At 64.3% G+C, this 23,543-nt stretch carries 16 protein-coding genes; 6 read left to right on the top strand and 10 right to left on the bottom strand.

Translation table 11 applies throughout. From position 1 onward, the window contains the following. The first annotated feature begins 182 nt into the window (after positions 1–182). Together ACNJYD_RS32460 and ACNJYD_RS32455 are read left to right on the top strand one after the other, a co-directional pair. A complete protein-coding gene (locus tag ACNJYD_RS32460; RefSeq protein ID WP_439364408.1) occupies positions 183–1,637 on the top strand; it encodes a lipopolysaccharide biosynthesis protein in 1,455 nt (484 codons plus the stop codon). Between the two features lie 19 nt (positions 1,638–1,656). Continuing rightward, positions 1,657–3,018, top strand: coding sequence for a polysaccharide pyruvyl transferase family protein (locus ACNJYD_RS32455; protein WP_439364407.1), 1,362 nt, complete (start codon positions 1,657–1,659; stop codon positions 3,016–3,018). 52 nt (positions 3,019–3,070) lie between these two features. Here ACNJYD_RS32455 and ACNJYD_RS32450 read toward each other — a convergent pair whose 3' ends face one another. The 7 genes from ACNJYD_RS32450 to ACNJYD_RS32420 all read right to left on the bottom strand — a co-directional run bounded on the left by ACNJYD_RS32450 (position 3,071) and on the right by ACNJYD_RS32420 (position 15,413). Next, the gene (locus tag ACNJYD_RS32450; protein WP_439364406.1) at positions 3,071–4,192 is read right to left on the bottom strand and encodes an acyltransferase family protein; all 1,122 of its coding nucleotides are present in this window, start codon (positions 4,190–4,192) and stop codon (positions 3,071–3,073) included. A 236-nt stretch (positions 4,193–4,428) separates the two neighbouring features. After that, positions 4,429–8,337 carry an RHS repeat protein gene (locus ACNJYD_RS32445; protein ID WP_439364405.1) on the bottom strand — a complete coding sequence of 1,303 codons (3,909 nt, stop codon included), beginning with the start codon at positions 8,335–8,337 and terminating at the stop codon, positions 4,429–4,431. A gap of 466 nt (positions 8,338–8,803) precedes the next feature. Beyond that, complete coding sequence (locus ACNJYD_RS32440) at positions 8,804–10,195, bottom strand: hypothetical protein (protein WP_439364404.1); 1,392 nt, start codon at positions 10,193–10,195, stop codon at positions 8,804–8,806. Further along, entirely contained in the window at positions 10,192–11,457 is a 1,266-nt protein-coding gene (locus ACNJYD_RS32435; protein WP_439364403.1) for a glycosyltransferase family 4 protein, read from the bottom strand. The genes ACNJYD_RS32440 and ACNJYD_RS32435 overlap by 4 nt, the downstream gene beginning before the upstream one ends. 30 nt (positions 11,458–11,487) lie before the next feature. Beyond that, positions 11,488–12,813 (bottom strand): hypothetical protein, encoded by a 1,326-nt coding sequence (locus ACNJYD_RS32430; RefSeq protein ID WP_439364402.1) that lies wholly within the window; start codon positions 12,811–12,813, stop codon positions 11,488–11,490. A gap of 103 nt (positions 12,814–12,916) precedes the next feature. After that, entirely contained in the window at positions 12,917–14,056 is a 1,140-nt protein-coding gene (locus ACNJYD_RS32425; RefSeq protein ID WP_172785812.1) for a glycosyltransferase, read from the bottom strand. Between the two features lie 253 nt (positions 14,057–14,309). Next, positions 14,310–15,413 carry a glycosyltransferase family 4 protein gene (locus ACNJYD_RS32420; protein ID WP_260380388.1) on the bottom strand — a complete coding sequence of 368 codons (1,104 nt, stop codon included), beginning with the start codon at positions 15,411–15,413 and terminating at the stop codon, positions 14,310–14,312. A 180-nt stretch (positions 15,414–15,593) separates the two neighbouring features. On the opposite strand from ACNJYD_RS32420, the gene ACNJYD_RS32415 reads away from it, so the two are divergent. Next, positions 15,594–16,481 (top strand): aldose 1-epimerase family protein, encoded by an 888-nt coding sequence (locus ACNJYD_RS32415; RefSeq protein WP_439364401.1) that lies wholly within the window; start codon positions 15,594–15,596, stop codon positions 16,479–16,481. Positions 16,482–16,505: 24 nt separating this feature from the next. On the opposite strand, the gene ACNJYD_RS32410 is transcribed toward ACNJYD_RS32415, so the two are convergent. Then, on the bottom strand, positions 16,506–17,354 hold the full coding sequence (locus ACNJYD_RS32410) for an MBL fold metallo-hydrolase (RefSeq protein WP_439364400.1): 849 nt from the start codon (positions 17,352–17,354) through the stop codon (positions 16,506–16,508). 246 nt (positions 17,355–17,600) lie between these two features. On the opposite strand from ACNJYD_RS32410, the gene ACNJYD_RS32405 reads away from it, so the two are divergent. Next, positions 17,601–18,401 (top strand): response regulator, encoded by an 801-nt coding sequence (locus tag ACNJYD_RS32405; protein ID WP_212259472.1) that lies wholly within the window; start codon positions 17,601–17,603, stop codon positions 18,399–18,401. A 17-nt stretch (positions 18,402–18,418) separates the two neighbouring features. Here the strand turns inward: ACNJYD_RS32405 and ACNJYD_RS32400 are convergent, their stop codons facing one another. Then, on the bottom strand, positions 18,419–19,237 hold the full coding sequence (locus tag ACNJYD_RS32400; RefSeq protein ID WP_439364399.1) for a lytic transglycosylase domain-containing protein: 819 nt from the start codon (positions 19,235–19,237) through the stop codon (positions 18,419–18,421). After that, on the bottom strand, positions 19,234–20,370 hold the full coding sequence (locus tag ACNJYD_RS32395) for an alpha/beta hydrolase family protein (RefSeq protein WP_439364398.1): 1,137 nt from the start codon (positions 20,368–20,370) through the stop codon (positions 19,234–19,236). Before ACNJYD_RS32395 ends, ACNJYD_RS32400 begins: the two co-directional genes overlap by 4 nt. Before the next feature lie 161 nt (positions 20,371–20,531). Between ACNJYD_RS32395 and pgm the strand changes: the two genes are divergently transcribed. Together pgm and ACNJYD_RS32385 are read left to right on the top strand one after the other, a co-directional pair. Further along, entirely contained in the window at positions 20,532–22,178 is a 1,647-nt protein-coding gene (pgm, locus tag ACNJYD_RS32390; RefSeq protein WP_439364397.1) for a phosphoglucomutase (alpha-D-glucose-1,6-bisphosphate-dependent), read from the top strand. Positions 22,179–22,493: 315 nt separating this feature from the next. After that, the gene (locus ACNJYD_RS32385; RefSeq protein ID WP_439364396.1) at positions 22,494–23,543 is read left to right on the top strand and encodes an aromatic ring-hydroxylating dioxygenase subunit alpha; all 1,050 of its coding nucleotides are present in this window, start codon (positions 22,494–22,496) and stop codon (positions 23,541–23,543) included.

Genomic DNA, 23,543 nt, shown 5'->3' with positions numbered 1-23,543 from the left:
ACTCACTTCCACTCTAAATCGGAATCGTGACGGCACTCATCTGATTGCCATCACTCCGTCGTATTGTCGCGAGCATTCAGTGCTCCGCCGTGATCGGAGATGGTGACGTCGCGGCAGCATCGCGTGCCACGCGTCTAGCTTACGATTGTGGTTGGATCTGTCGGAATTGGGTCGAATTGTTGATGAACGTCACGGGCAAACAGCATCAGGTCGTGATTGCCTTGTTCTGGTCGCTTGCCCAGAATTGGGGCGGCCGGGCGCTGTCCTTCGTGCTGTTCCTGGTGCTGGCCCGGCTGCTCAATCCCGCGGATTTCGGCCTTGCCGCGCTCGTCGCCTTCATCCTGCTCCTCTTGAGCTCGGTCGCCGAATTCGGCTTCGGTGATGCGTTGATCCAGCGGCGAACGCTCGAACCTGCCGATGTGACGCTGCCTTTCTTCTGCTCATTTGCAGCGTCGACGATCCTTGCGGTTCTGATTGCTGTCCTGGCGACGGATATCGAGCGCTGGTTCGACGTGAAGGGGCTCGCGCCGCTGCTCACCGCCGCGAGTCTCTCGCTTCCGATCGGCACCGCGACCCTGTTCCAGGAGGCGCTCTACAAGCGCCAGATGGATTTTCGCGTGCTCGCGGTCAGGACCATGGTGGCGACCGCCATCTCCGGCGTCGTGGGAATTGCCTGCGCCTATGCCGGGTTCGGTGCGCTCAGCCTGGTGATCCAGGTGGTGGTTCAGAGCGCGGTCAGCGGCCTGTGGCTCTGGAGCCAGCCGCGTTGGCTGCCGATGCGCGGCTACGATGCCAGAAGCTTCCGCGAGCTCTCCGGCTATAGCGTCCATGTCGTGCTGAACCGGCTGCTGGATTTCGCCATCGTTCGCACCATCGACATGATCATCCTGTCGCTCTATGGCGTCGCCGCCCTCGGCATCTACACGGTCGGTGCGCGGGTCTACATCATCCTGATGCAGCTGCTCACCCAGGCGGTCATGGACGTCGCGCTCAGCGCGCTGTCCAAGATCGCGCATGAGCGCGACCGGATTGCCGGGGCCTACCTGCGCAGCGTCAGTCTCGGCGCGCTGGTCGGATCGCCCATCTTCGTGCTGCTTGCGGCGATCGCGCCGGAAGTGTCCCTGCTGCTGTTCGGCGCGAAGTGGAGCGGCAGTGAAGCGGTGATGCGGCCGCTGATGCTGGTCGGCGCGATCCAGACGGTGCAGTTCGTCAACAGCGCCTATTTCGGCGCGCTGGGCAAGCCGAACTACGTCTTTGCGCTGAACATCATCAAGTTCTGCACGGTCGTGCCTGCGATGTTCCTGCTGCCCTCGCGCGACATCGGCCAGCTGGCGACGATCTTCGCCTTCGCGCAGCTCGTGGTGACCCCCGTGACTTTCGCGCTGTCGCTCCGGCTCTTGGGCCTGAGCTGGAGCCAGTTCCTGCGTCCGATTGCGGGTTGCCTGTGCGCCATTGTCCTCGCCTATGGCGCGGTCGTGTTGTGCCGCGCGGCGACGCCGGACATCAACCCGTATTTGCGGATGGGGTTGCTGTCGTCATGTTTCGGCGCGACCTATCTGATGAGCATTCTGCTGTTCTGGCGGAAGCAGCTCTTCTCCCTGATCGATTTCGTCGTGAAGCGCGGTGCGACCGCCTGAGGAAGACGAGGAGGACCACGTGAAGCAATTGATCCCCGTACCCGTGCGCAGGCAGCTTCGAGGCTGGCTCAACAGCGCGAAGAACACGCCCTTCGCGGTCGATCTCCTCGAATTGCGCAGATGGCAGATCGCCCGGAAGGATGTCGGCGTCAACGCCGCACCGCGCAACAATCCGCGCCGTCTCCTGGTGCTGCCCTCCGATCCCTGGAGCATTCATCAGTCGCGCGGCGACGAGGCCATGATCGAGGCGGCCGCCGGAGAGATGAAGCGGGCCTATCCGGATCTCGAGATCTACATCGTCACCGCCACCGCGGCGGCCAGCGCCGACGTCCGCGTCATGGGCTTCAAGCCGCTCGAGCTCTGGAAGCAGCCGTTTTCCTATGAGACGGTCGCGCAGGAGCTCTCGATCATCCGTCCCGATTTCGGCGTCATCCTGGGCGCCGACGTGCTCGACGGCTATTATTCTCCGGTGGATGCCGCGCGCATGCTGCTCGTCGCCGACCTGATGGCGGCGTTCGGCGCCAAGGTCAGCGTGCTCGGCTTCAGCTTCAATTCCCGTCCCGCGAAGGCGCTGCGCGAGGTGTTCCGGCTGATCGATCCGGGTGTGGTCCTCAATCTGCGCGATGCGATTTCGCTCCGGCGTTTCGACGACTTCGCCCGGAAGCGCGCCCGGCTCGTGGCGGACGCGGCGTTCATGCTGACGCCGCGAGCGGACACCGCCGCAGTCAAGGCAATCGCGGCCACGATCGCGCGACAGCGCGCGCAGGGTCGCAAGGTCTTCGTCTTCAACATCCACCCGATGCTGTTCAAGAAGCCGGAGCCGGCCAAGCTGCGGAAGATGATTGAGCTCGCGGCGAGCGCCATGGAGCGGCTGTCGCGGCAGCACAATGTAAGCTGGGTGCTGCTTGCACATGACTACCGCCCCGAGATCGCCGACGACAATTGCCTGCGGCCGCTGGCCGACCGGCTCAAGCCCACGCTCGGCGAGCACGTGCACCATGTCGAACAGACGCTGTCGGCGGGCGAGATCAAGGCCGTCGTCGGGCTGGTCGACGGCGTGATCACCGGCCGCATGCACCTCGCCATTGCGGCGCTCGGACAGGGAACGCCTGTCGCCGCGATCACCTACCAGGACAAGTTCCAGGGCCTGTTCGCGCATTTCGGCATCAGCGAGCAGCTGCTGCTCTCGCCGGCCCAGTTCCTCAACGGCGACAGCTTCGAGCAGTTTGTGGGGCACTTCCTCGGTGCCTTTGAGGCCGCCGGCGACCAGGTCCGCCAGGCGCTGCCTGATGTCATGGAGCTGTCGCGTGCCAATATCGCACCGTTACTCGGCGATAGCGCGATCCGGATGGCAGCGAAGGCCGACGGCAAGGTGGCCTGAACGCCTCCTAAGCGCGATGCGATTAGGATCAATCGTCATCGCGCTTTAGGCGTCAGTTGACCGCCCGCTCGGTATTGTCGAAGCGCAGGGCCGGTTCGGCTGCCTGAGCCTTGCGCGGCGACGCGACGCCGATATCGGCCCAACGATTGATCAGGCGCCGCGCCGGATTTTCGAAATAGGCGTAGGTACGGTCCGCGATGACGGTGAGGACTACGCAGCATGCCAGGGCGAACAGGCCGAACTGGTCCGGGCGCAGCTCGAGCCAGGTCCATAGCGGCTTGAACACGGCAATGAGGATGGCGTCGTGCAGCATGTAGATCGCGTATGAGGTGTTGCCGAGCCGTCCGAGCAGCCGCGCGCCGGGAAATTCCCTAAAGGCGCTTTCGCCAACCGCGGTGAGCAGGATGGCACAGGAGAACAGCAGGATGGCCAGATCCGGCTTGGCGAAGACGTTGAGCACGAGCACGGAGAGCCCGAACACGGCGATGCCGGCGAACACGACCGGCTTGTGCCGGTAGGGCCCTGACATTCGGAACAGGATGGCGAGCAGGATGCCGTTGAGGAAGCTCGGTAAGGCGCGCAGCATGCCGTAGTCGAAATTGGCGCCGTACATCTGCGACCGCTCCTGCCAGATCGGCAGATGGCCGTGGGCAAGGACCAGATAGAGCGCCGCCACGATGACGCCGAGCACGACCGGCTGGACCTTGCGCGCCAGCAGCATCAGGAGCGGAAAGATCAGATAGCAGAAGAATTCCGCGCTGATCGACCATGACGGCGAGTTGAAGCTGAGATGGTTGGTGACGCCCCAGGCCTGGAGCAGCAGCAGGTTGTAGAGGAAGTCCAGCGGGGTTGATCGCGCCGTGCGCTCGAGGCCGACGCCGATCAGCACCACGAAGACGAGCAGGCTCAACAGGTGCAGCGGATAGATCCGCGCGATGCGTCGGATCATGAACCGGGAATAGGCCCTGACACCACGCGCGTCGGACGGGTAGGAGTAGGAGATCACGAAGCCGGACAGGATGAAGAACATGTCCACGAACAGGCCGAAGGACCCGTTCCAGGCCGGCGAGATGCCCGGGTCGATCATCTTGAGATGAAAGATGAAGACGCCGAGGGCGGCAACGAAGCGATAAAAGTCGAGGACGACGAAACGTCTTGCTTCACTGGCTTCCATCGGGCCTCGGAGTCCTTGCGCGGGTCGTCTGTCTTCTAGAGACGAATTGTGACGCAAGTTCGCAGGACGCGGCGCCGTCGCGGCCATCCGTCCGAATTCATGCGGCCCATCCAATAGCGGATGGCTGCCAGCTCTCTGCTCATCAATGAGGCAGGCGCCCGGCAAACGAACAGGGGGCCGGGACATGGTCCCGGCCCCTTCGATGTCGATGCCCGCTTGGGCAAATGGCGCCCAGCTCAGACGAACAGGAAATCGTGGCTCGTCAGGTTCGAGACATAGACGTTCTTCAGCAGGATCGTGTCGTTGGCCGAGAACGTGATGAGCGCGTTCGTGCCGGACTGCGTCATCTGCAGGTGGCTGTAGTCTGCGGCCAGGAGCTTCGAGATCTGGATCACGTCGTGGCTCGTGCCGTCGCCGGCCTGGAAGTTCAGAACCTGGTCCTGGCCGTGATCGTAGGCGATCGTGGTCGAGCTCGGCGCGGCCGAGAACACGTCGTTGCCGGACCCGCCCTGGATCGTCACGCCGGCAGCGACCGCCGTGACGTTGTGGGTGCCGTCGGTCTTGGTCTGATCGAAGAACTGCAATGCGCTGGCGCTGTTGTAGTTCTCGTGCTGCGTCGTGCCGGTCTGTCCGTTGAAGTTGAACAGGAACACGTCCTTCGTGCCGTCGGCATTGTTGGCGATCTCCTGGGTCTTGACGCCGGCACTGTTGTAGATGTCCGTCAGCTTGCTGCCGTCGTTGTGGATGACCTGGGTATAGTCCAGCGTGCCGTCGGCGTGGGTCCGGGTGAGCTCGACCAGCTTGCCCGAGGCGTCGAGGTGCTGATGCTGGGTGGTGTAGGACTGCCCGGTGACGTTGTAGTTCCAGTTGTCCGACGTGCCGTCGGCATTCTTGATGTAGGCCGCGGTCTTCACGCCGGCGGTGTAGACCGTCGTGGAATTGTAACCGTCGCTCTTGGTCGTCACCTCGCTGGTGATGACGCCGTTGGCATCGTACCAGTCCGAGGTCTTGGTGCCGTCCGCGCTCTGCACCAGCTTAAAGGCCAGGCTGTTGTCGGCGTGGGTGCGCACGATGTTGGTGAGGAAGCCGGTCGTATCGTAGGTGTCGTGCTCGTTGGTGTAGTTCTGGCCGACGACGTTGAACTGGAACACGTCCTTGGATCCGTCGGCGTGATAGTCGGTCTCGGTCTTCTTGACGCCTGATGCATCGTAGTTGGTGACGACGCTGCTGCCGTCGCTGTTCACCACCTGGGTGTAATCGAGCGAGTTGTCGGCATGCCAGCGGATCACCTCCGTCGTCCGGCCGGCCGGATCGAGGTGCTGATACTGCGTCGTATAGGTCTGGCCGGTGATGTTGTAGCTGTAATTGTCGTGGCTCATGTCGGCGTTGGTGATGTAGGCCGCAGTCTTCACGCCGTTGGTGTACACCGTGGTCGAGCTGTAGCCGCTCGGCTTCTCCAGCACCTCGCTGGTGAGCACCCCGTTAGCGTCGTACCAGTCCGTCGTCTTGGTCCCGTCGCTGCTCTGCACCAGCTTGAACGCCATGCTGCCGTCGGCGTGCTTGCGGATCAGCGTGGTGAGGAAACCGCTCGCATCGTAGATGTCGTGCTCGGTCGTGTAGCTCTGGCCTTTGATGTTGAAGAGGAAGACGTCCTTGCTGCCGTCGGCGTGGAGATCGGCTTCCTTGATACGCGTTCCCGCCGCATCGTAATTGGTGACGACGCTGCTGCCGTCGGCGTTGATGACCTGCGTATAGTCGAGCGTGCCGTCGGCATGCTTGCGGGTCACCGCCGTGATCTTGCCCGTGGGATCGACGTGCTGGATCAGCGTGGTGTAGCTCTGGCCGGTGATGCCGAAGGCGTAGTTGTCCTGGCTGCCGTCGGCGTTCTTGACGTAGGTGTTGGTCTTGACGCCGTTGCTGTAGACCGTGGTCGACATGGTGCCGTCGGCTTTCTGCACCACCTCGCTGGTGAGGGTGCCGGCGGCATTGTACCAGTCGGTCGTCTTGGTGCCGTCGGGCGTCTGAACCAGCTTGAAGGCGAGGCTGCCGTCGCTGTGCAGGCGCGTCAAATTGGTGAGGAAGCCGGTCGAGCTATAGACGTCGTGCTCGGTCGTGTAGTTCTGGCCCTTGATGTTGTAGGTCCAGACGTCCTTGCTGTGATCGGCATGATAGGTGGTCTGCACCAACTTGACGCCGGTGGCGCTGTAGGTGGTGATCACGCTGCTGCCGTCGCTGTTGTAGACCTGGGTCGAGTCCAGCGTGCCGTCGGCGTGGCTGCGGGTCACCGAGGTGACCTTTCCGGAGGCATCGAGGTGCTGCACCTGCGTGGTGAAGCTCTTGCCGGTGATGCCGTAGGTGTAGTTGTCCTGCGAGCCGTCGGCATTCTTGACGTAGGCGGCGGTCTTCACACCGTTCGTGTAGAGCGTGGTGGAGTAATAGCCGCCGGACTTCTGCACGACTTCGCTCAGCAGCGTGCCGGCCGTGTTGTAGGTGTCGGTGGTCCGGGTCCCGTCGGTGGCGATGTGGACGAATTTCGTCTGCACGCCCGAGGTGTAGCTGATCAGGTCCTTGGAGCCGTCGGTGTAGGCGACGGTGGTCGAGGTCGGCTGCCCGTTCGAATTCAGGCCGGTGTCCGCCTTCGACACAAGCGTTCCGCTGGCGTTGTAGGTCTTCGTGCTGCTCCAGGTCGCGGCCGAATTCGTCACCGAGAACGAGTAACCGCCCTGGATCTTGGAGAGGGCGCTGCCGTAATGGGAGATGATGTAGTCCATGGTCGCCTTCGAGGCGACCGGCAGGACGTGTGAGTCGGTCAGTGTGATGGTCTGCAGCGCCGTCGACTTGCTGAGGTCGGACAGTTGCGGCACGATCTCGGCCGCGGTGCCGGTGACGCTGGTCCGCGTGTCCGGCGGCGTCGGCGTGGTCGCAGGCGCGTCGATCTCGATGATCAGCGGGTGATCGCTGACCGGGATCGTGATAGAGCTGACGTCGGTATAGCTGGCGATCGCGGTGGTTCCCGTCAGCGTGTCGTACACCTTCACGGTATGATGGACGGCGCCGAGGTTCACCGTGACCGTCTGGGCTGCATTGGGCAGCTCGGTATCGGTGGCGTCGTTCCAGAGCTTGGGCTCGGCCCAGACGACCAGCTCGTAGGCGCCGTTGCTCTTGCCGAGCACCATGCTGTTGCCGGTGGCCGGCATGTTGCTCAGGGTGTAGTTCAGTGGGTCAGTCGGCTGCAGGCCGCCCTTGCCGTCGTCGGCCAGAATGGTCGTCAGATTGTGAATCGCCGTCGCGGCGAGCTTGGGCGTGCCGTCGGAATTGAACAGTCCGAAGTTCGCTTCCGGGTTGGTGTTGGCGGCCGAGGAGTCGCGGTCGAACAGCTCGTAGAGATAAGTCGCGCTGACGCCGGCCTTGTAGGCATCGACCAGCGTGTTCAGGATCGATTTGGCCTGCACCGTCTCGTTGACGCCGAGATATTGGGTGTTGGCCTGCGTGGTATAGCCGGTCTCGGTGATGACGACGGGTTTTCCCGGTGCCGCGGTCATGACGGCGCTGAGCGTTGCCGCGATGGAGCTGTCGGTGGTCAGGCTGGTGCTGACATAGGCGTGGGCGTTGGCATAGTCGACCGAGCCCGACATGTCGCCGAGCTGCTTGTAGCCCTGTGGATCGTTGTAGGCCAATGACAGATTGTAGACGGGGATGCTGGCGAGCGTGGCGTTGGAATTGACGGCCTGATAGAGCGCGCTCTGGAACTGGGCTGCGGCCGAAAGGCTGGAGCTGCCATTGTAGCTGAAGGGCTGGTGATTGGCCTCGTTGAGCCCCTCGATGGCGCTGATGCTGCCCGCATGGCTCGATGCGAATTTCTGCAGCGAGGCGATGTAGTTCTGCAGCCCGACCGTGCCCGTCTGCGGCAAAGCGGACGAAACCAGGAAATCGAACTTGTAACCGGCGGCAGCGAGGCCCTCGACCACCGGTTGCGCAGCCGGGCTGGTTCCCATCGCGTCGCGAAGATGGGTGACGCCGAGATATTTGAGGTCATCGACCATCACCGCGAGATTGTTGTAGCCGGTCCACCCGAACCCGGCATGCGTGTTGACGCCGATGGAGTTGATGAAGCCGCTGGCAGACAGGATTGTTTGATCGGACATTGCCCACTCGAATTTCAGCGCGAACGAAATTGCTCGCAGGGATTTGCGTTCAACCTTCTCTGTCGAGTGTGAATTTCAGATAAAAATGGAAGCTACAAATCGCGAGTGAAACGCGGTTCCTTGCGTAGGAACAGATCGACTCGAGTCGCAGCAGAATGCTTGATGCGATGCCCGTGCAGCGTGGCGTCACGAAGGCGCTTTCAAGATTTTCATGATCTGCGTTGCTGAATATATGCGCATAAGATCCGAGATCGTAGGATTGCACAGCGAGCCGGCAGCCATGCCGCCTTCATGGGCGGGTAAGTTGATGCTTTTTAACGCACTGGTTGTGTCCGTATTTTCCCGGGTATTGGTGCCTCGGCTTCTGGGGAAAGGCTGACGGTCTCGCGAGGGAACTGGATCGGCTCGGCTCAAGCATCGGCTTGACCATCCGCAAGGTCCGGCAAGAAGCGATGCGTGCCGCCGATTAGCCGCGGCGGGCCAGCATCAGAAAGTCTCCGCGCCATCCGACGATCGCCGTTGCGATCGCGGCGATCATGATCTTGCCCGCGAGCCAGGCCGCCGGCTCGGTCGGCATCGCGCCGAGCGATCCGATCAGCGCCGCTGCCGCCAGCGCCTGCACGACCAGGGACCAGCGCGGGAATGCCTCGAACCGCAGCGTCGGGCCGAGCGCGACCAGGATCGTCGCGAGCGTGGCGAGGCAAGCGCAGCCCACTGCCTGTCGCGGCGACAGGCCGGCCCATGTCGCGGCCAGCGCGAGGGCGGCGACGATCGCGAGCTGGCCGGCCGCAACGACCACGAGCCTCGTCGCGCGCTTCTCCAGGTGCGGAACGACCGCGACGGTCGCCTGGAGATGCGTGTGCAGGAAATAGAAGACGGCGACAACAGGTGCCGTCGTCAGGAAGCCATCAAGGCTCTCCCGCGGCACCAGGATACGGGCTGCATCCGGAATGAAGCCGATCAGGCCGCCGAGCAGCACGAGAGTCGTGCAGACCATGAATTCGAACATCCGCCGCGCCGATTGAACCGACTTCATGACGGTTCCGCGTTCGAAGTCCTTCACCACATCGGGATAGCTCACGGTGTGGATCGCTGCATTGAGGACCCAGAACGGGCGTTGCAGCAGGTCGAGCGCGATCGAAAATCCGGCGCCGGCTCCCGTCGCGCCCAGCCGGCCGATGATGATGAAGCGGAGCAGCACCGGCACCGACAGATGGATGACGGACGCACCCGCCGCCAGCATGCCGTAGCGGGAGAAATCCTTCCAGTCGGCCAGCACCCTCCGCAGCGGAACGCGCTCCAGGGGTGTGCGATAGGCCAGCAGCCCGGTGAGCAGGCCGAGCGCGTGGCCCGCGCCGACGCCGAGCAGCGCCGCTTCGGCCGTTCCCCAAATCGCGGCTCCCGCGGCGGCCCCGGTCAGGAGAGTGGTGGCGCGAAACGCCAGAAGAGAGGAGGCGATGCCCAGCCGGTCGGACAGACGGACCGACAGGAAATAGAGGTCGGTCAGGCCCTGAAGCACGGAGATGCCGAGGCCCAGCGCGATGATCCCGGCCGGGAGCACGCTGGCCAGCGATGCGCAGCTGCCGACCACGACGAGCGCGGCCGCGCTCGACAGGCCTGCGGCGAAGAGCGACCACCTCAGCCGCGCCGCCTCGTCCTCCCCGGCTGCTGCCAGAAAACGCAATCCGGCGAGCTGCAGCCACTCGAACATCAGGACGCAGAGCAATTGGCTCGAGGCCAGTGCCAGCGAGAAATTGGTGTAGTCGGCGGCGGGCAACAAGTGACTGATCGCGAAGATCAGGATGATCGCCGCGGCACTCTGATAGAGGTAGCCCGCCATCGCGAAGAGGCGTGTCATCTCGGAATGAGGCGTTCCTTGCCGACGGCCCGCGGCGCTTTGGTTGCCGAGCGCATGCGCGACATCCGCTGCTCGCGCAATTGCTCATACAGAGTCTTGTAGGATGACAGCACGTCGGCAAATATCCATTTGTTGGTATCCGCGATCAGGCGCCGGCTGATCTCGTCGATCTTGTGCGGATCAGACGCGACTGCCAGCATGCTGTCGGCCAGGGATTGCGGATCGGCATCGGTCAGCCAGCCCGTCACGCCGTGCTCGATGACCTCGGGCATGCCGCCAAAGCGCGTTCCGAGCAGCGGCCTGCCGGCCGCCTTGGCATCTGCCACGACGAGTGGACCGGGGTCGTGCCAAATGGATGGCGCGACCACCACGTCGACCTGCTGGTAGAAATCGTCCGGCGCCACGAAGCCCATGAACTCGATACGCGCATGCGGCGCGAGCGCCCTGAGGCGGCGTTGCTCCTCCTCGCTGACCCGGCCGGCGATCATCATCCGGATGCGGTCGGGCGGCAGCATGGCAAGGGCATGCATCAGGTTGTCGATGCCCTTCTCCTCGGTGAGGCGGCCGATGAACCCGAACGTCACTTCCGAGCTGCAGACCGGGCGAGGATAGGGCTCGCGCGGCGGCTCGGTCGAGGCGTTGCGGATCACGGTGCGGATCGGCGTCTCCGCGAACATGCCCATATCGGTATGGATCGACAGCACGCGCTCGCTCACGCCGACCACGGCGCTCAGCCAATGCGTCGCCCGCTTGCGATGAAAGGTCAGGATCCCGCAGCTCGTGCAGGTGTGCTCGCAGGAGCGTCCCTTGTCGAAGCGAGAGCAGCGCGGGCAGGTCAGATAATAGTCGTGAAGCGTATGCAGCACCGGCACGCCGAGCTGGGCGGCGACGCGCCAGATCGCGGTGGTGAGACCCGACAAATTGTTGGAGTGCAGCACGTCCGGCTTGAAGGCCCGGATGCGTTCCGCGATCACCGGCGCCTCAATCTGCCAGTCGTCGACCGCATGCCAGATGCTGCGCAAGACGGTGTTCTTCTGCTCGGTGAAGGGGCGATAGATGTTCTGGACCGGCGCGGAATAGACGTTGATGCCGTTGCAGCTTTCGCGCTCCTGCCCATGGGAGGACGCGGCCCGGATCACCTCGACCTCGTCTCCGCGCTGCGCCAGGCCCTCGGCGAAGCGCCGCGCGAAGATCTCTGCACCGCCGACGATCTTCGGGGCCTGAGGCGTCGGATAAAGCGTGGACGTCAAAAGAACTTTCATGGCGTAACCTCATGTCTTGCAAAATCGCGCTTACCGCGCCGGTCTTATCTCCAGGGAGGGCATGGCACCGTTGCTTGCTGCAATGAGAACCGGCGTGCTCGAAACCGGAATCCAGGCTCCGGACGCAGGTCTTGCGGCCGAGTCGCACGGCAGCGCAAACGTTGCGCCTTCCTGATCGCCCTTGAGCCGGACCTCGTAACGCCGGTCGGGAGCCTCGGACCAGACCGCAACTCTGGCGCCGGACGTCGTCGTTGCGTTGATCGACACGACGCCGCTGGCGAGCTCGCGCTTCTCGGCGCTCAGGCTGGAGCGGATGAAGGCCCAGGCGCCCTGGACCGCGCAGGCGACGGGTTTCGGCGAATTGTCGAAACGGTAGAGCCCGAAATTGTGCTCCAGCTCCGATGGATTCTGTCCGCTGTCCTTGAGCTCGTAGAGCCAGATGCCTTTGAGCCAGCGCGCCGCGGTCGACGCCCACAGGATGAGCTGCGCACTATTGTCGGCCTGGGCCTGCTCGCTGACGCCGCATTTGTTGCTGGCCGTGGTCCAGCCGGTCTCGGTGACATAGACCGGGAAGTCGGGGTTTCCACTCGCCTGGCCGACGAGCCGGTGAAACGCCGTGAGTCGCTCGATGATCTCGGCCGAGGTCCGTTTGCTCGGGCCCATGCAGAAATTATAGAGATGGATCGAAGCGCCGTCGGCATACTGCAGAATGCCGGTTCGCAGCATCTTCTCCGTCCACGCCCAGCCCAGATCGTCACCGAGGGCGCCGACCAGGAATGGCGCATTCGGCGCCGCGCGCTTGACCGCAGGTCGCGCGACTTGCGCCAGCGCCAGATAATTTTCCGGCGAGAATGCGGCATCTTTCTTTGCCGCCAGATTCCACTCGTTCCAGAGCTCGAACAGGGGATGCTGCGCCACGACGGATTGCGCCGCCGCTGCCGCATAGTCGGCGAACCGCTGCCGCGCCTCATCGGTCGTCGGCGGCGAGGAATTCGGAACGAGATGATGGCCGAAGGCGAGAATCAGCAGCGGACGCGCAATGCCGGATCTGACCTGCGCCTCGAGCCGGCCCAGCCTGGGCGTGAAGCCCATCCGGCGTCCCGCCGTTTCGAAATCGGACCAGGGGAAATCGTCGCGGAAGGCGTTGAGGCCGAGTTGCTTGATCTGGGCGATGTTCTCCGCAGGCACGTATCCCCGCGCGCTCACCGGCCCGCCCAACCCCTGATGGGTGCCGACGCCGAGCAGGAATCGGGCGTCGAGCGGTTGAGCGCAGGCGGGGACCGACAGAACAATGACCGAGATGAGGCCCGCGAGGCGAAGGACATTGTCGCGAAGCAACGTGCGTGGGCGTGTCATGGTCTAGATCATGCTCACGCGCGATGCAGGGGCAGTGACATTATTCGAGAGCATCGCCATCGCGATCTCCCGCATCTGCTAGGGCAAGCGTGCATGTTGATCATCAGAAATTCTTGGAGAGGTCCGACTGCAGCCCCGCCTTCGCTTCGACGGGCGTCTGGTCGTCCCGAAGCAGCTCGGCATAGACCTGCTGCAATTGTGCATGCGTCTTCTCGACGTCATAGAGCTGCTTGAAGCGGTCGTAGCCGCGCTGTCCCAGCACCTTGAGGTCGAGATCGAGTGCTCGCCGGAAGCCGTCGACGAGCGGCTGCACCGCGACGGGCTCGCAAAGCACGCCGGTGACGCCGTCGACGACGATTTCGGGCAAGGCGCCGCTGCGGAATGCCAGGATCGGCTTGGCCGCGCGCATCGCTTCCAGGGCGACGAGGCCGAAGGCTTCCCATCGTGACGGAATCACGACGAGATCGGCTGCCTCGAGCTGGGTCTCGATGGTCGGCCGGTCCAGCCAGCCCAGCAGGGACACGTTGGGCGGCACCGCCGGGCCTTCATACTTGTTGACGACGGAGGCGCCGATCATGCGGATGTCGAGGACGTCCTCGAGCGCGCGCGCCGCTTCGATAAGGAGATCGAAGCCCTTCTGCCGATCCAGGCGTCCGATGAACAGCACCTTGACCTTCTTGGAGGTCCAGTCCGCCGAGACGGGCTGCGGCGTGCGGCTCTTCGAGATGCCGTTGTGGACCAGGGTGAGGCGGTCGGCAGGAATTCCCGCGCGCAACGCCTCGCTATGCTCGTCGCCGGAGATGCAGATGATTCGGTCCGACGTGCGCGCAAGCAGGTTCTCCGCCGCCTTGGTCAGCACGTGACTGAAGCGGCCGGTCTCGCGCGAAAATGCCCAGCCGTGCGGACAATAGACGACGCGCGGTCCGCCCGAGCGGGCTGCCAGCGCGGGCCGGAGCACGAGCCCCGCAAAGGAAGAATGCAGGTGCACCACGTCAGGTCTGAAGGCGTCCAGCGCTTGCATGCTTGCACGCAACATCTGGAATAGGCCGGCGACGCTGCGGCCGGATCGCTCGAATGTCGTAATCTGGTTGTCATCGACCGCGCCGAGGTCGTCCCGATGATCCGACGGCACGACATAATGCACGTTCTCGGCCCCGAAGCTGGCCTGCTGCTGAGGATGCAACTCGTTCAGATAGCTCGCGATCCCGCCACGGATCGTTTCGGCGATGTGCAGCACTTTCATCGTTTGCCTTGCATAGGGCCGCGTTGGAGAGCCGGACATCTGTATTCCTGTTCTGTGTTCGCTAGTGCGAAACACAGTTCCTCGAATACGTAGCGATATTGGGGCAGGGATGTGGTCATGTTGCGCCAAGCCGCTCGTGCTTGCGATCGCCGCAAGAACGAAGAAGAAGTTTCATGGAACCGTGCTGAGAGACGCGAGTTGCAAATCGTTTGTGCAAAAACCATTGCGCGCGATAGGCGAACCGCGCCGCGTTTCACGCAGCGCTGGCGACGTTCGCCGGCGCCGCGAGGTGATCGAGCAACGCCTTCGCCGATTTCTTCCACGAATAGAATGCAAGACGATCCTGTTGTCGCCTGCGTTCCTGCTCAGAGATCGCGCCGATTGCCAGTCTTTCGAGCATGAGCTGCTTCAGTGCTTCGGCATCCGTGGCGCCAAAATACGCAGCCGCGTCGCCGCACGTCTCCACGACGGCGTCGGCCGTCGAGGCGATCACCGGGCAGCCGAAGATCATGGCTTCGAGTGGCGGGACACCGAATCCCTCGTAGAGCGACGGAAACACGAAGGCCGATGCGTGCGCATAAAGTGCGGCAATCTCGCTGTCGGTCAGGCGGCCGGCCAGCAGCAGGCCGGAAACCCCTTCGCCGGAATGATCCTGAAAGACCTTGCTGTTGTCGCCGCCGACGATGACCAGGGGAACGTCAGCCCGGTCGAGCAGCTGGATGGCACGGATCGCGACGGACAGATTCTTGTTCTTGGTTTTCGAGCCCACGAACAGGAAGAACTTCTGCGGCCGGACGCCAAGTCGGGCCAGAATGCCGGGATCGGGCTTCGTGGCCGCAAAGTGTTCGGCACTGTTGGGGAAGATCGGAATGCGCGATGCCGAGAGATTCAGCACATCCGCAAGCTCCTTGCGTGAAAATCCCGATACCGTTGCGATGCTTGCGTGCCGGGCGAGCATCCGACCCATCGTGCGATGGACGGTCAGATAGCGCCAATTGAAGAAGTCGGGCCTGCGAAAGACCTGGGCGTCGTGAATCACGACAATGTGGTCGCGATGGAAGACGGGCCCGGAATTGGCCAGGCTGATCAAGCGGCCTCCGGCGGCGGCGCGGGCGAGATCGACTTGATCCCACGCGTGCCCATGCAACCGGCCGACGGCGCGAATCTTGATCCGGTCGAGATGAAGTTCCTCGCTTGCATCCGCAGGCTTCAACAATTGCCAGTCTGCGTTGCGCAGCACGGCCGGAATCTGCTCCGACGCGAGCAGCCCGTCGATCGCCTTGACCATTTCGGCGGCATAGCGCTGCACGCCCGTGAGCTTTTGCGACAGAAAGCGGCCGTTGATGAAGAATTTCAATTGACTACCACGATGGTTCATGGAGTCCCGGCCGGGTTCGCGGGGAGCTCGCGGTGGAGAAGCCGCACGTGAGCAATCGTTAGGTACAGAAATATGACGCAGCCCGGCATGGCTCGGAGGCGCCGCCTGCATGGCCGGCGTCGCCTTGCTGCGTGCCAGGGCGGGGTGTAGAGGTCGGCAATGACCGACGACACCCACTCCTTTCGCAGCGGCTCGCTCACCGCGACCGTCAAGGCGCACGGCGCCGAGCTCTGCTCGCTGAAGGGCGGTGGCACCGAATTCCTTTGGCAGGCGGGGCCGGAATGGCCGCGTCACGCGCCGCTGCTGTTTCCGATCGTCGGGCGCCTTGCCAACGACGAATTGCGGCACCAGGGCAAGACGTATCGGATGACGCAGCACGGCTTTGCCCGCGACAGCCGCTTCGTGTGGGCGGAACGCGGCGAGAGCCGCTGTACTCTTGTGCTCGAGGACAACGAGACGACGCGCGCGCTCTATCCATTCCCGTTCCGGTTCACGGCGGCCTATGCGATCGATGAGTCCGGCCTCGATCTGACGCTCACGATCGCAAATACCGGCAAGGAGACGTTGCCGGCGTCGATCGGCGGTCATCCCGCCTTCAATTGGCCGCTGCAGCCCGGCGCGGCCAAGGAGAGCTATGCACTGACCTTCGCGAGCGCCGAATCGTCTCCGATCCGCCGTCTGGAAGCTGGATTGCTGCGCCCCGTGGCGGAGCCGAGCCCGGTCAAGGGCACGTCGCTTCCCTTGTCGGATTCCCTGTTCGTCGACGACGCCGTCATCTTCGACCGCATCGAGAGCCATTCGGTCCGCTATGCCGCGACGGGCGGTGCATCAACCGGACCTTGGCTGAAAATGTCTTGGCGCGGATTTCGCGAGCTCGGCGTCTGGTCGAAACCGTCAGGTGCGCCGTTCCTCTGCATCGAGCCCTGGCGCGGCTATGCAAGTCCCGCCGGCTTCCAGGGCGACTTCACCGACAAGCCGGGACTGATGCACATCGCGGCCGGCGCGGAAGAGCAATTATCGTTCCGCATCGAGGTCGGATCGTCCTGAGGCCGGCGAGCTGATCGACGATGCCTAGACCTCGATGCGCGTGAGATCCTCGCCGAGCACGACCGGTCCTGCATAGTCCCGCCTGACGTCATCGAGCAATGCGGTCAGCATGGCGTCGTCGGTGCGCGGACGGTGATGGGTCAGCGCGAGCTTCTTGACGCCGGCCTTGGCCGCGATCTTCCCGACGGTGTCGCCGCAGGCGAGCGTGTGTTTCGCAAGCCGGCGGAAGTGCTCGTTGTTGATCTCGGGCGTTGCGAGAAAGCAGACCTGGACCAGCAGGTCGGCGCCTTCGGCCAGGCGCTCCAGCCCCGGGCAAGGGACCGTGTCGCCGGAAATCGCAATGACCTTGCCCTCGGCCTCGAAGCGATAGCCGAGACACATCCAGCGCTCCAGGAAGGCCGGCGACATGTCGAGACCGTCGCCATGCGAGACCAGTTCGGCGCTGATCTTCCAGCGACCGGTATCGAGAACGGGACCCGGCACGATGTCCGTTGCGGCGACAGGCTTCCAGCCGCCGAAGGTCGGCTCGCCCTGGTCGCGCCAGGCGATGTCCTTGTCGTAGACCTGCGTGACCAGCGTGTTGACGAGCCGCTCGGTGTCCGGCGGTCCATAGACGCGCAGCTCGTCCTTGCGCCCGTGCATCCACGAATTCAACATCACGTCGTAGAGATCGCCGATGTGGTCGAAATGGTGATGGGTGAGGAAGACCGTGTTGATGGCGCCGAGCGGCACGCCCGCCTTGTGAAGCTGCACCATGACGCCACGGCCGGCGTCGAACAGGATGTTCTCCTCGCCAAGCCTGATCAGCGTGGTCGTCGCCATGCGACGCGGGTCTGGACGTGGGCCGCCGGTGCCGAGCAGTATGACCTCCATGGGCCACCTCCGAGTGCAGGCTTTTGGACGCACAGTAGATGTGAGCTCACGGGCGGAGCAATCCGCAGCGGGCTACCCGAAGTGTAATCTGATTTTCAGAGAACGGGAGGCTGCCGGCGCGATGGTGCGCGGAATGAGAATTGTGGGCCAATTCATACTAAATACGTTGAGACCATGACCAATATTGTTTGCGCGTCACAACGCGCCTAGTATTGCGGCAGGCAATTTCGGGGGCTCGAACAGGCTGTGAATGTCCGTTCACATGACAGCGCGACGCGCAGCGACTTGAATTCGCAGGTCGGATCATCCAGGACCGTGACGGTTTCCGCACGTCAGGAATCGCGTCCGGCCGGCCGCGAGCGGCTGATCGTCGTCGAGGACGATCCGGTGACACGGACCATGCTGGTCGACTATTTCAGCGACAACAATTTCGATGTGGTCGGCGCCGGCTCCTGCACGGAGTGCCGTCAGGCGCTGCGCGCGCGCACTGATCTCGTCTTCCTCGACGTGCAACTGCCCGACGGCGACGGCTTCGAGCTCGCCAAGGAGATCCAGGCCGCCGGCAACGTGGGCATCATCTTCGTGACGCGGCGCGACACCGACGTCGACCGCATTCTCGGCCTCGAGGTCGCCGGCGACCATTACGTCACCAAGCCGATCAACCTGCGCGATCTGCTCGCGCGTGCGCGCAGCGTGCTGCGGCGGCGCTCGATCGACCGAAAGGCGGCGCGCAACCACAATTCGATCGCCTTCGGCGACTGGATCATCGACCTGACCCGGCGCGAACTGCTCGGCAACGACGGCAAGCCGGTGGCGCTGACGCGCGCCGAATTCGACCTGCTGGCGGCGCTCGTCGGCGCCGACGGCAGGCCGCTCAGCCGCGACTATCTGATCGAGGTCGTCAGCAACCGCCAGGCCGACGTCGACATCCGCACGGTCGATGCGCTGGTGGCACGACTGCGCCGCAAGCTGGTCGGCAGCGGCACGCCCGTGATCGCGACCGTCACCGGCGTTGGCTACAAGCTCGCGCTCAGCGAGCGGCTCTAGAGCATAGGGCATCGCCGTCAGCGCGATGCAACGCGCTTCCAACGTGCTTCGATGCGCGCCTTGATCTGGCTGACCCTCGCCTCGTGAGCGGCCCAATAGGCGCGGCTGGCGGCTGCGGTGCCTTGACGATAGCTGGCATAGACGGCTTTGGGCTGCACCGGCATCTTCGGGCGGCTCGCCGCTTTTGCGGGCGCCGCAGCCGCAGCCGCAACGGCAACTGCAGGCGCCGGATCCGGAGCAGCCGCAGCTTCGGGGCCTGCCGGCATTGCGCTCATCGCGAGAAGCCGGTTGCGGGCCCGGTTGCAATAGACCTGCGACCGCGCGGTCATCTCCTCTTCGCCATGACCCGCCCGGTATTTCATCAGGGCGCGGCAGAGGTCCCCGCCCGAAAGACGCCAGGCCTGGCTGAGATAAAGCACCCCGTAATGGATGTTGACGTCGGGTTCGGCCAGCTCCGCGTTGCTGCCGTGGAAGCCCAGCATCGCCGCCGTCTCGGGGCGCACCTGCATCAGGCCGATTTCGCCCGCGCCGCCGATGATTGCCGGGTTGTAGCCGCTTTCGACGAAGACGATCGCCTCGGCGATGTCGGCCGGCAGATTGGTGCTTTTTATTTCCCGCTCGATGATCTTCCGGATCATCGCGCGCGATGACGGCGTTTCGCCGGCGCCGAGCTCGGTCCCCCCGTCGCCCGCAAGCGCGCCGATCGGAGCCGACACGAGCAGGACGACCGCGACATGCCTCCACGTCGCGCCGAGATTGAAGCGTGCCCGATCCCACAGCATGGGCTTGTCATAGAGCTCCGGAGTTAACAAACCGGCCTCTGGCGCGTCTGTCACTGCCGCGCGCGGGCGCTCTGCTCGGTGGGTCTGGCCTGCGATGGCTCGGCCAGCTGGTCATCGACCGCATAGAGCGTGCAACTGGGCGACCATTTCATGCAGGCCGCCAGCGAGTCGCGCCGGGCCTCTTCAGTTGTCGCACGGCCGGTGCGCCAGCCGTAGCCGCCGTTCGGCGACACCGCAAAGGCCTTGTGCGGCAGCAGGCTGGCGAGATAGCGCGCGAACTCGGCCCGCGCGGCCTCGCTGAGCTGGGGCGGTGGCGGCAGCGGATCGGGCAGGCTCAGGAGTTCACGGCCGAGCCCGCGCTCGCGCAGGAAGGCGTCGAGATACGGTGTCCATTGCGGCCGGCCCGCGACCGAATAGAGATAATGGCCGTCGTCGCCGTAAGCCGGCGCCGCCACGAACCTCGCATTGCCGCCACCGGCGCGAAACCCGTCATGGAGGCGGCGCGCGAGATCGGGACCGAAATAGGAATCGTTGCTCGCATAGACCCACAGCATCGGCACGCGCGAGCTCTTGCCGAAGGTGGCGAAGGTCTGCACCAGCCCCTCCTCGTTGCAGACATCGTCGTCGTCGCGCGAGCCGCGGCCGCCGGCGAAGTTGATCGCGGCGACGAGACCGGGCGGGGCCTGCGCGCTCAGCGCCACCGTGGCAAGGCCGCCGGCGGAATGGCCGGCCGCGATCATGCCCGAAATCGTGACGTCGCCCCGGTGCGCCATCGCATCGATCGCGGCGCGCAGATCGGCAACTGCGACGGCGGCCGCCGGCAGGTACGCCGCCTTTGCGCAACCGCCGACGCTGTCGACGCGCCCGCCGGGCGAGGTGCCATAGCCGCGCCGCATCACGATCAGCGCCGCAAAGCCGCGCCGGGCGTATTCCAGCGCAATGCCGTAATATTTATGCGCCGACATCGCCGCTCGGTCCTCGAACTTGCGCGGCGAGCCGTGGCTGAGCAGCGCCAAGGGATAGCGCTTCGTCCCCGCAGGTCGGACCAGGAAGGCCTCGAGCCCCTGCGGTCCGGCCTCCGCCATCGGGATGCGAAGGTCCTCGGTGTAGAACTCCGCGGCGCGCGCCGGTGCGCCGGCCAGGATGAGGCCGGCGATCAGCACGAGCAGCTTGCGCGAAGGGATCATGAGACGATTCGATGGGTGGTGGTGCCGAGCATAGCACGAACCCGCTGCACCACCTTCGCTACCCCCAAGGAACGCCTTCCCCCTCGCGCGTGTTGTGCCCTTGGCGGGGGCCGGGCCGATGCTATGGTGTCCCGCACTCACGACAGGACGAGGATATTTCAGTGGCAGAAGTCGATCCCGCGGCGGGCAAGCAGGCCTCGCCGGACGTGCTCACCAATATTCCGCGGCTGGTGACGGCCTATTTCGCCAACAGACCGGATGCATCGGATCCGGCGCAGCGCGTGGCGTTCGGCACGTCGGGCCATCGCGGCACCTCGTTCAAGAACACCTTCAACGAAGGCCACATCCTCGCGACCACGCAGGCGATTTGCGATTACCGGAAGGAGAAGGGCCTGACCGGCCCGCTCTTCATCGGCATCGACACCCATGCGCTGGCCGAGCCTGCGCTGGTCAGCGCCGTCGAGGTGTTCGCCGCCAACGGCGTCGAGGTCATGATCGACAAGGACGGCGGCTACACGCCGACGCCGGTCATCTCGCATGCGATCCTCACCTACAACAAGGGCCGCAGCAGCGGCCTCGCCGACGGCGTCGTCATCACACCCTCGCACAATCCGCCCGAGGACGGCGGCTACAAATACAATCCGCCCCATGGCGGGCCTGCCGATACGGACGTGACGGGCGTCGTCGAGAAGCTCGCCAACGCCTATCTTGCAGGCGACCTCGAGGACGTGAAGCGCATCGACTATGCCAAGGCGCGCAAGGCCGCGAATGTCCACGCCTACGACTTCGTCACGCCTTACGTCGCCGATCTCGGCAATGTCGTCGATCTCGACCTCGTCAAATCCGCCGGCGTCAAAATCGGCATCGATCCGCTCGGCGGCGCCGCCGTGCATTACTGGCATCCGATCATCGAGCGCTACGGCCTGAAGGCCACGATCGTGAACGAGGCGATCGACCCGACCTTCCGTTTCATGACGGTGGACTGGGACGGCAAGATCCGCATGGACTGCTCCTCGCCTTACGCGATGGCGAGCCTGATCGGCATGCGCGACCGCTTCGACGTCGCCTTTGCCAACGACACCGACGCCGACCGCCACGGCATCGTCACGCGCACCGGCGGGCTGATGAATCCGAACCATTACCTGGCGACCGCGATCTCCTACCTGTTCGCGCACCGTCCGGACTGGGGCAAGGATGCCGCGATCGGCAAGACCGTGGTGTCGAGCTCGATCATCGACCGCGTCGCCAAGAAGCTCGGCCGCAAGCTGGTGGAGACGCCGGTCGGCTTCAAATGGTTCGTCGACGGCCTCGTCACCGGCGGCTTCGGCTTCGGCGGCGAGGAGAGTGCAGGGGCCTCGTTCCTGCGCCGCGACGGCGCGGTGTGGACCACCGACAAGGACGGAATCATCCTCGGCCTGCTCGCTGCCGAGATCATGGCCAGGACCGGCCGCGATCCCAGCCAGATCTTCAATGAGCTCACCGCCGAGTTCGGCATGCCGCACTACGCGCGCATCGATGTCGCCGCCACCGGGCCGCAAAAGAACATCCTGAAATCCGTCACGCCGGAGCAGCTCGGCCTCAAGGACCTCGCCGGCGATCCCGTCCGCGCGACGCTGAGCAAGGCGCCCGGCAACGGCCAGCCCTTCGGCGGCATCAAGGTCGAAACCGATTTCGGCTGGTTCGCCGCGCGGCCGTCCGGCACCGAGGACGTCTACAAGATCTACGCCGAAAGCTTCCGCAGCCCCGAGCACCTGAAGCGGATTCAGGAAGAAGCTCAGGCGGGGTTGGCGAAGGTGTTCGCGGCGTAGCTCCCCGGCGCAAGCGCCCCTCTTACCCCTCCCTTGGAGTCCCTTGAGGGTGGGCCGCGTGCCCCGCTTGGACCGCAGTCACCGCCGTCATTCCCCGCGAAGGCGGGGAATCCAGTACTCCGCGGCGGTCATTGGTTCAGGCAATTTCCGCTGCGGAGTACTGGATCGCCCGCCTTCGCGGGCGATGACAGCGGGATGAATGATGTATACAGAAACATGAGCAACGGTATTATGTTACGCCGCTTTTAGCCTTGAACAATTCCATCCCTCCGCTATTGTATACATAACGTATTCATAAGCCGTGGGAGCGAGACAATGACAAAACCCTTCCCCATGAACGCCTGGTACGCTGCTGCGTGGGACGCCGACGTCAAGGCGGCGCTGTTGCCGCGGACGATCTGCGGCAAGCATGTCGTGATGTATCGCAAGGCCGACGGCTCGGTGGCCGCGCTGGAGGACGCCTGCTGGCATCGCTTGGTGCCGCTGTCCAAGGGCCGGCTCGAGGGCGACACCGTCGTCTGCGGCTATCATGGCCTGAAGTACAACGCGCAGGGGCGCTGCACCTTCATGCCCTCGCAGGAGACCATCAACCCGTCGGCCTGCGTGCGCGCCTATCCCGTGGTCGAGCGTCACCGCTACATCTGGCTCTGGATGGGCGATCCTGCGCTGGCCGATCCCGCGCTGGTGCCGGATATGCACTGGAATCACGATCCCGCCTGGGCCGGCGACGGCAAGACCATCCACGTCAATTGCGACTACCGCCTCGTGCTCGACAATCTCATGGACCTCACCCACGAGACCTTCGTGCACGGCTCCTCCATCGGCAATGATGCGGTGGCCGAGGCGCCGTTCGACGTCACCCATGGCGAGAAGACGGTCACGGTGACGCGCTGGATGCGCGGCATCGAGCCGCCGCCGTTCTGGGCCAAGCAGCTCGGCAAGCCCGGCCTGGTCGACCGCTGGCAGATCATCCGCTTCGAGGCGCCGTGCACCATCGCGATCGACGTCGGCGTCGCGCCGACAGGGACCGGCGCGCCGGAAGGCGACCGCTCGCAAGGCGTCAACGGCTTCGTGCTCAACACCATCACGCCGGAGACCGAGAAGACCTGCCATTATTTCTGGTCCTTCGTCCGCAATTACCGCCTCGGTGAGCAGCGCCTCACCACCGAGATCCGCGAGGGCGTCTCCGGCATCTTCCGCGAGGACGAGCTGATCCTGGAAGCGCAGCAGCGCGCGATGGACGAGAACCCCGATCGCATCTTCTACAACCTCAACATCGATGCCGGCGCGATGTGGTCGCGCAAGCTGATCGACAAGATGGTGGCGAAGGAAAACGCCCCAAAGCACCTTCAGGCCGCGGAGTAG

Source organism: Bradyrhizobium sp. SPXBL-02 (genome assembly GCF_051853065.1).
GTDB lineage: Bacteria > Pseudomonadota > Alphaproteobacteria > Rhizobiales > Xanthobacteraceae > Bradyrhizobium.
The sequence above is the reverse complement of the archived record's forward strand: the minus strand, read 5'-3'. Positions and strand labels throughout refer to the sequence as shown.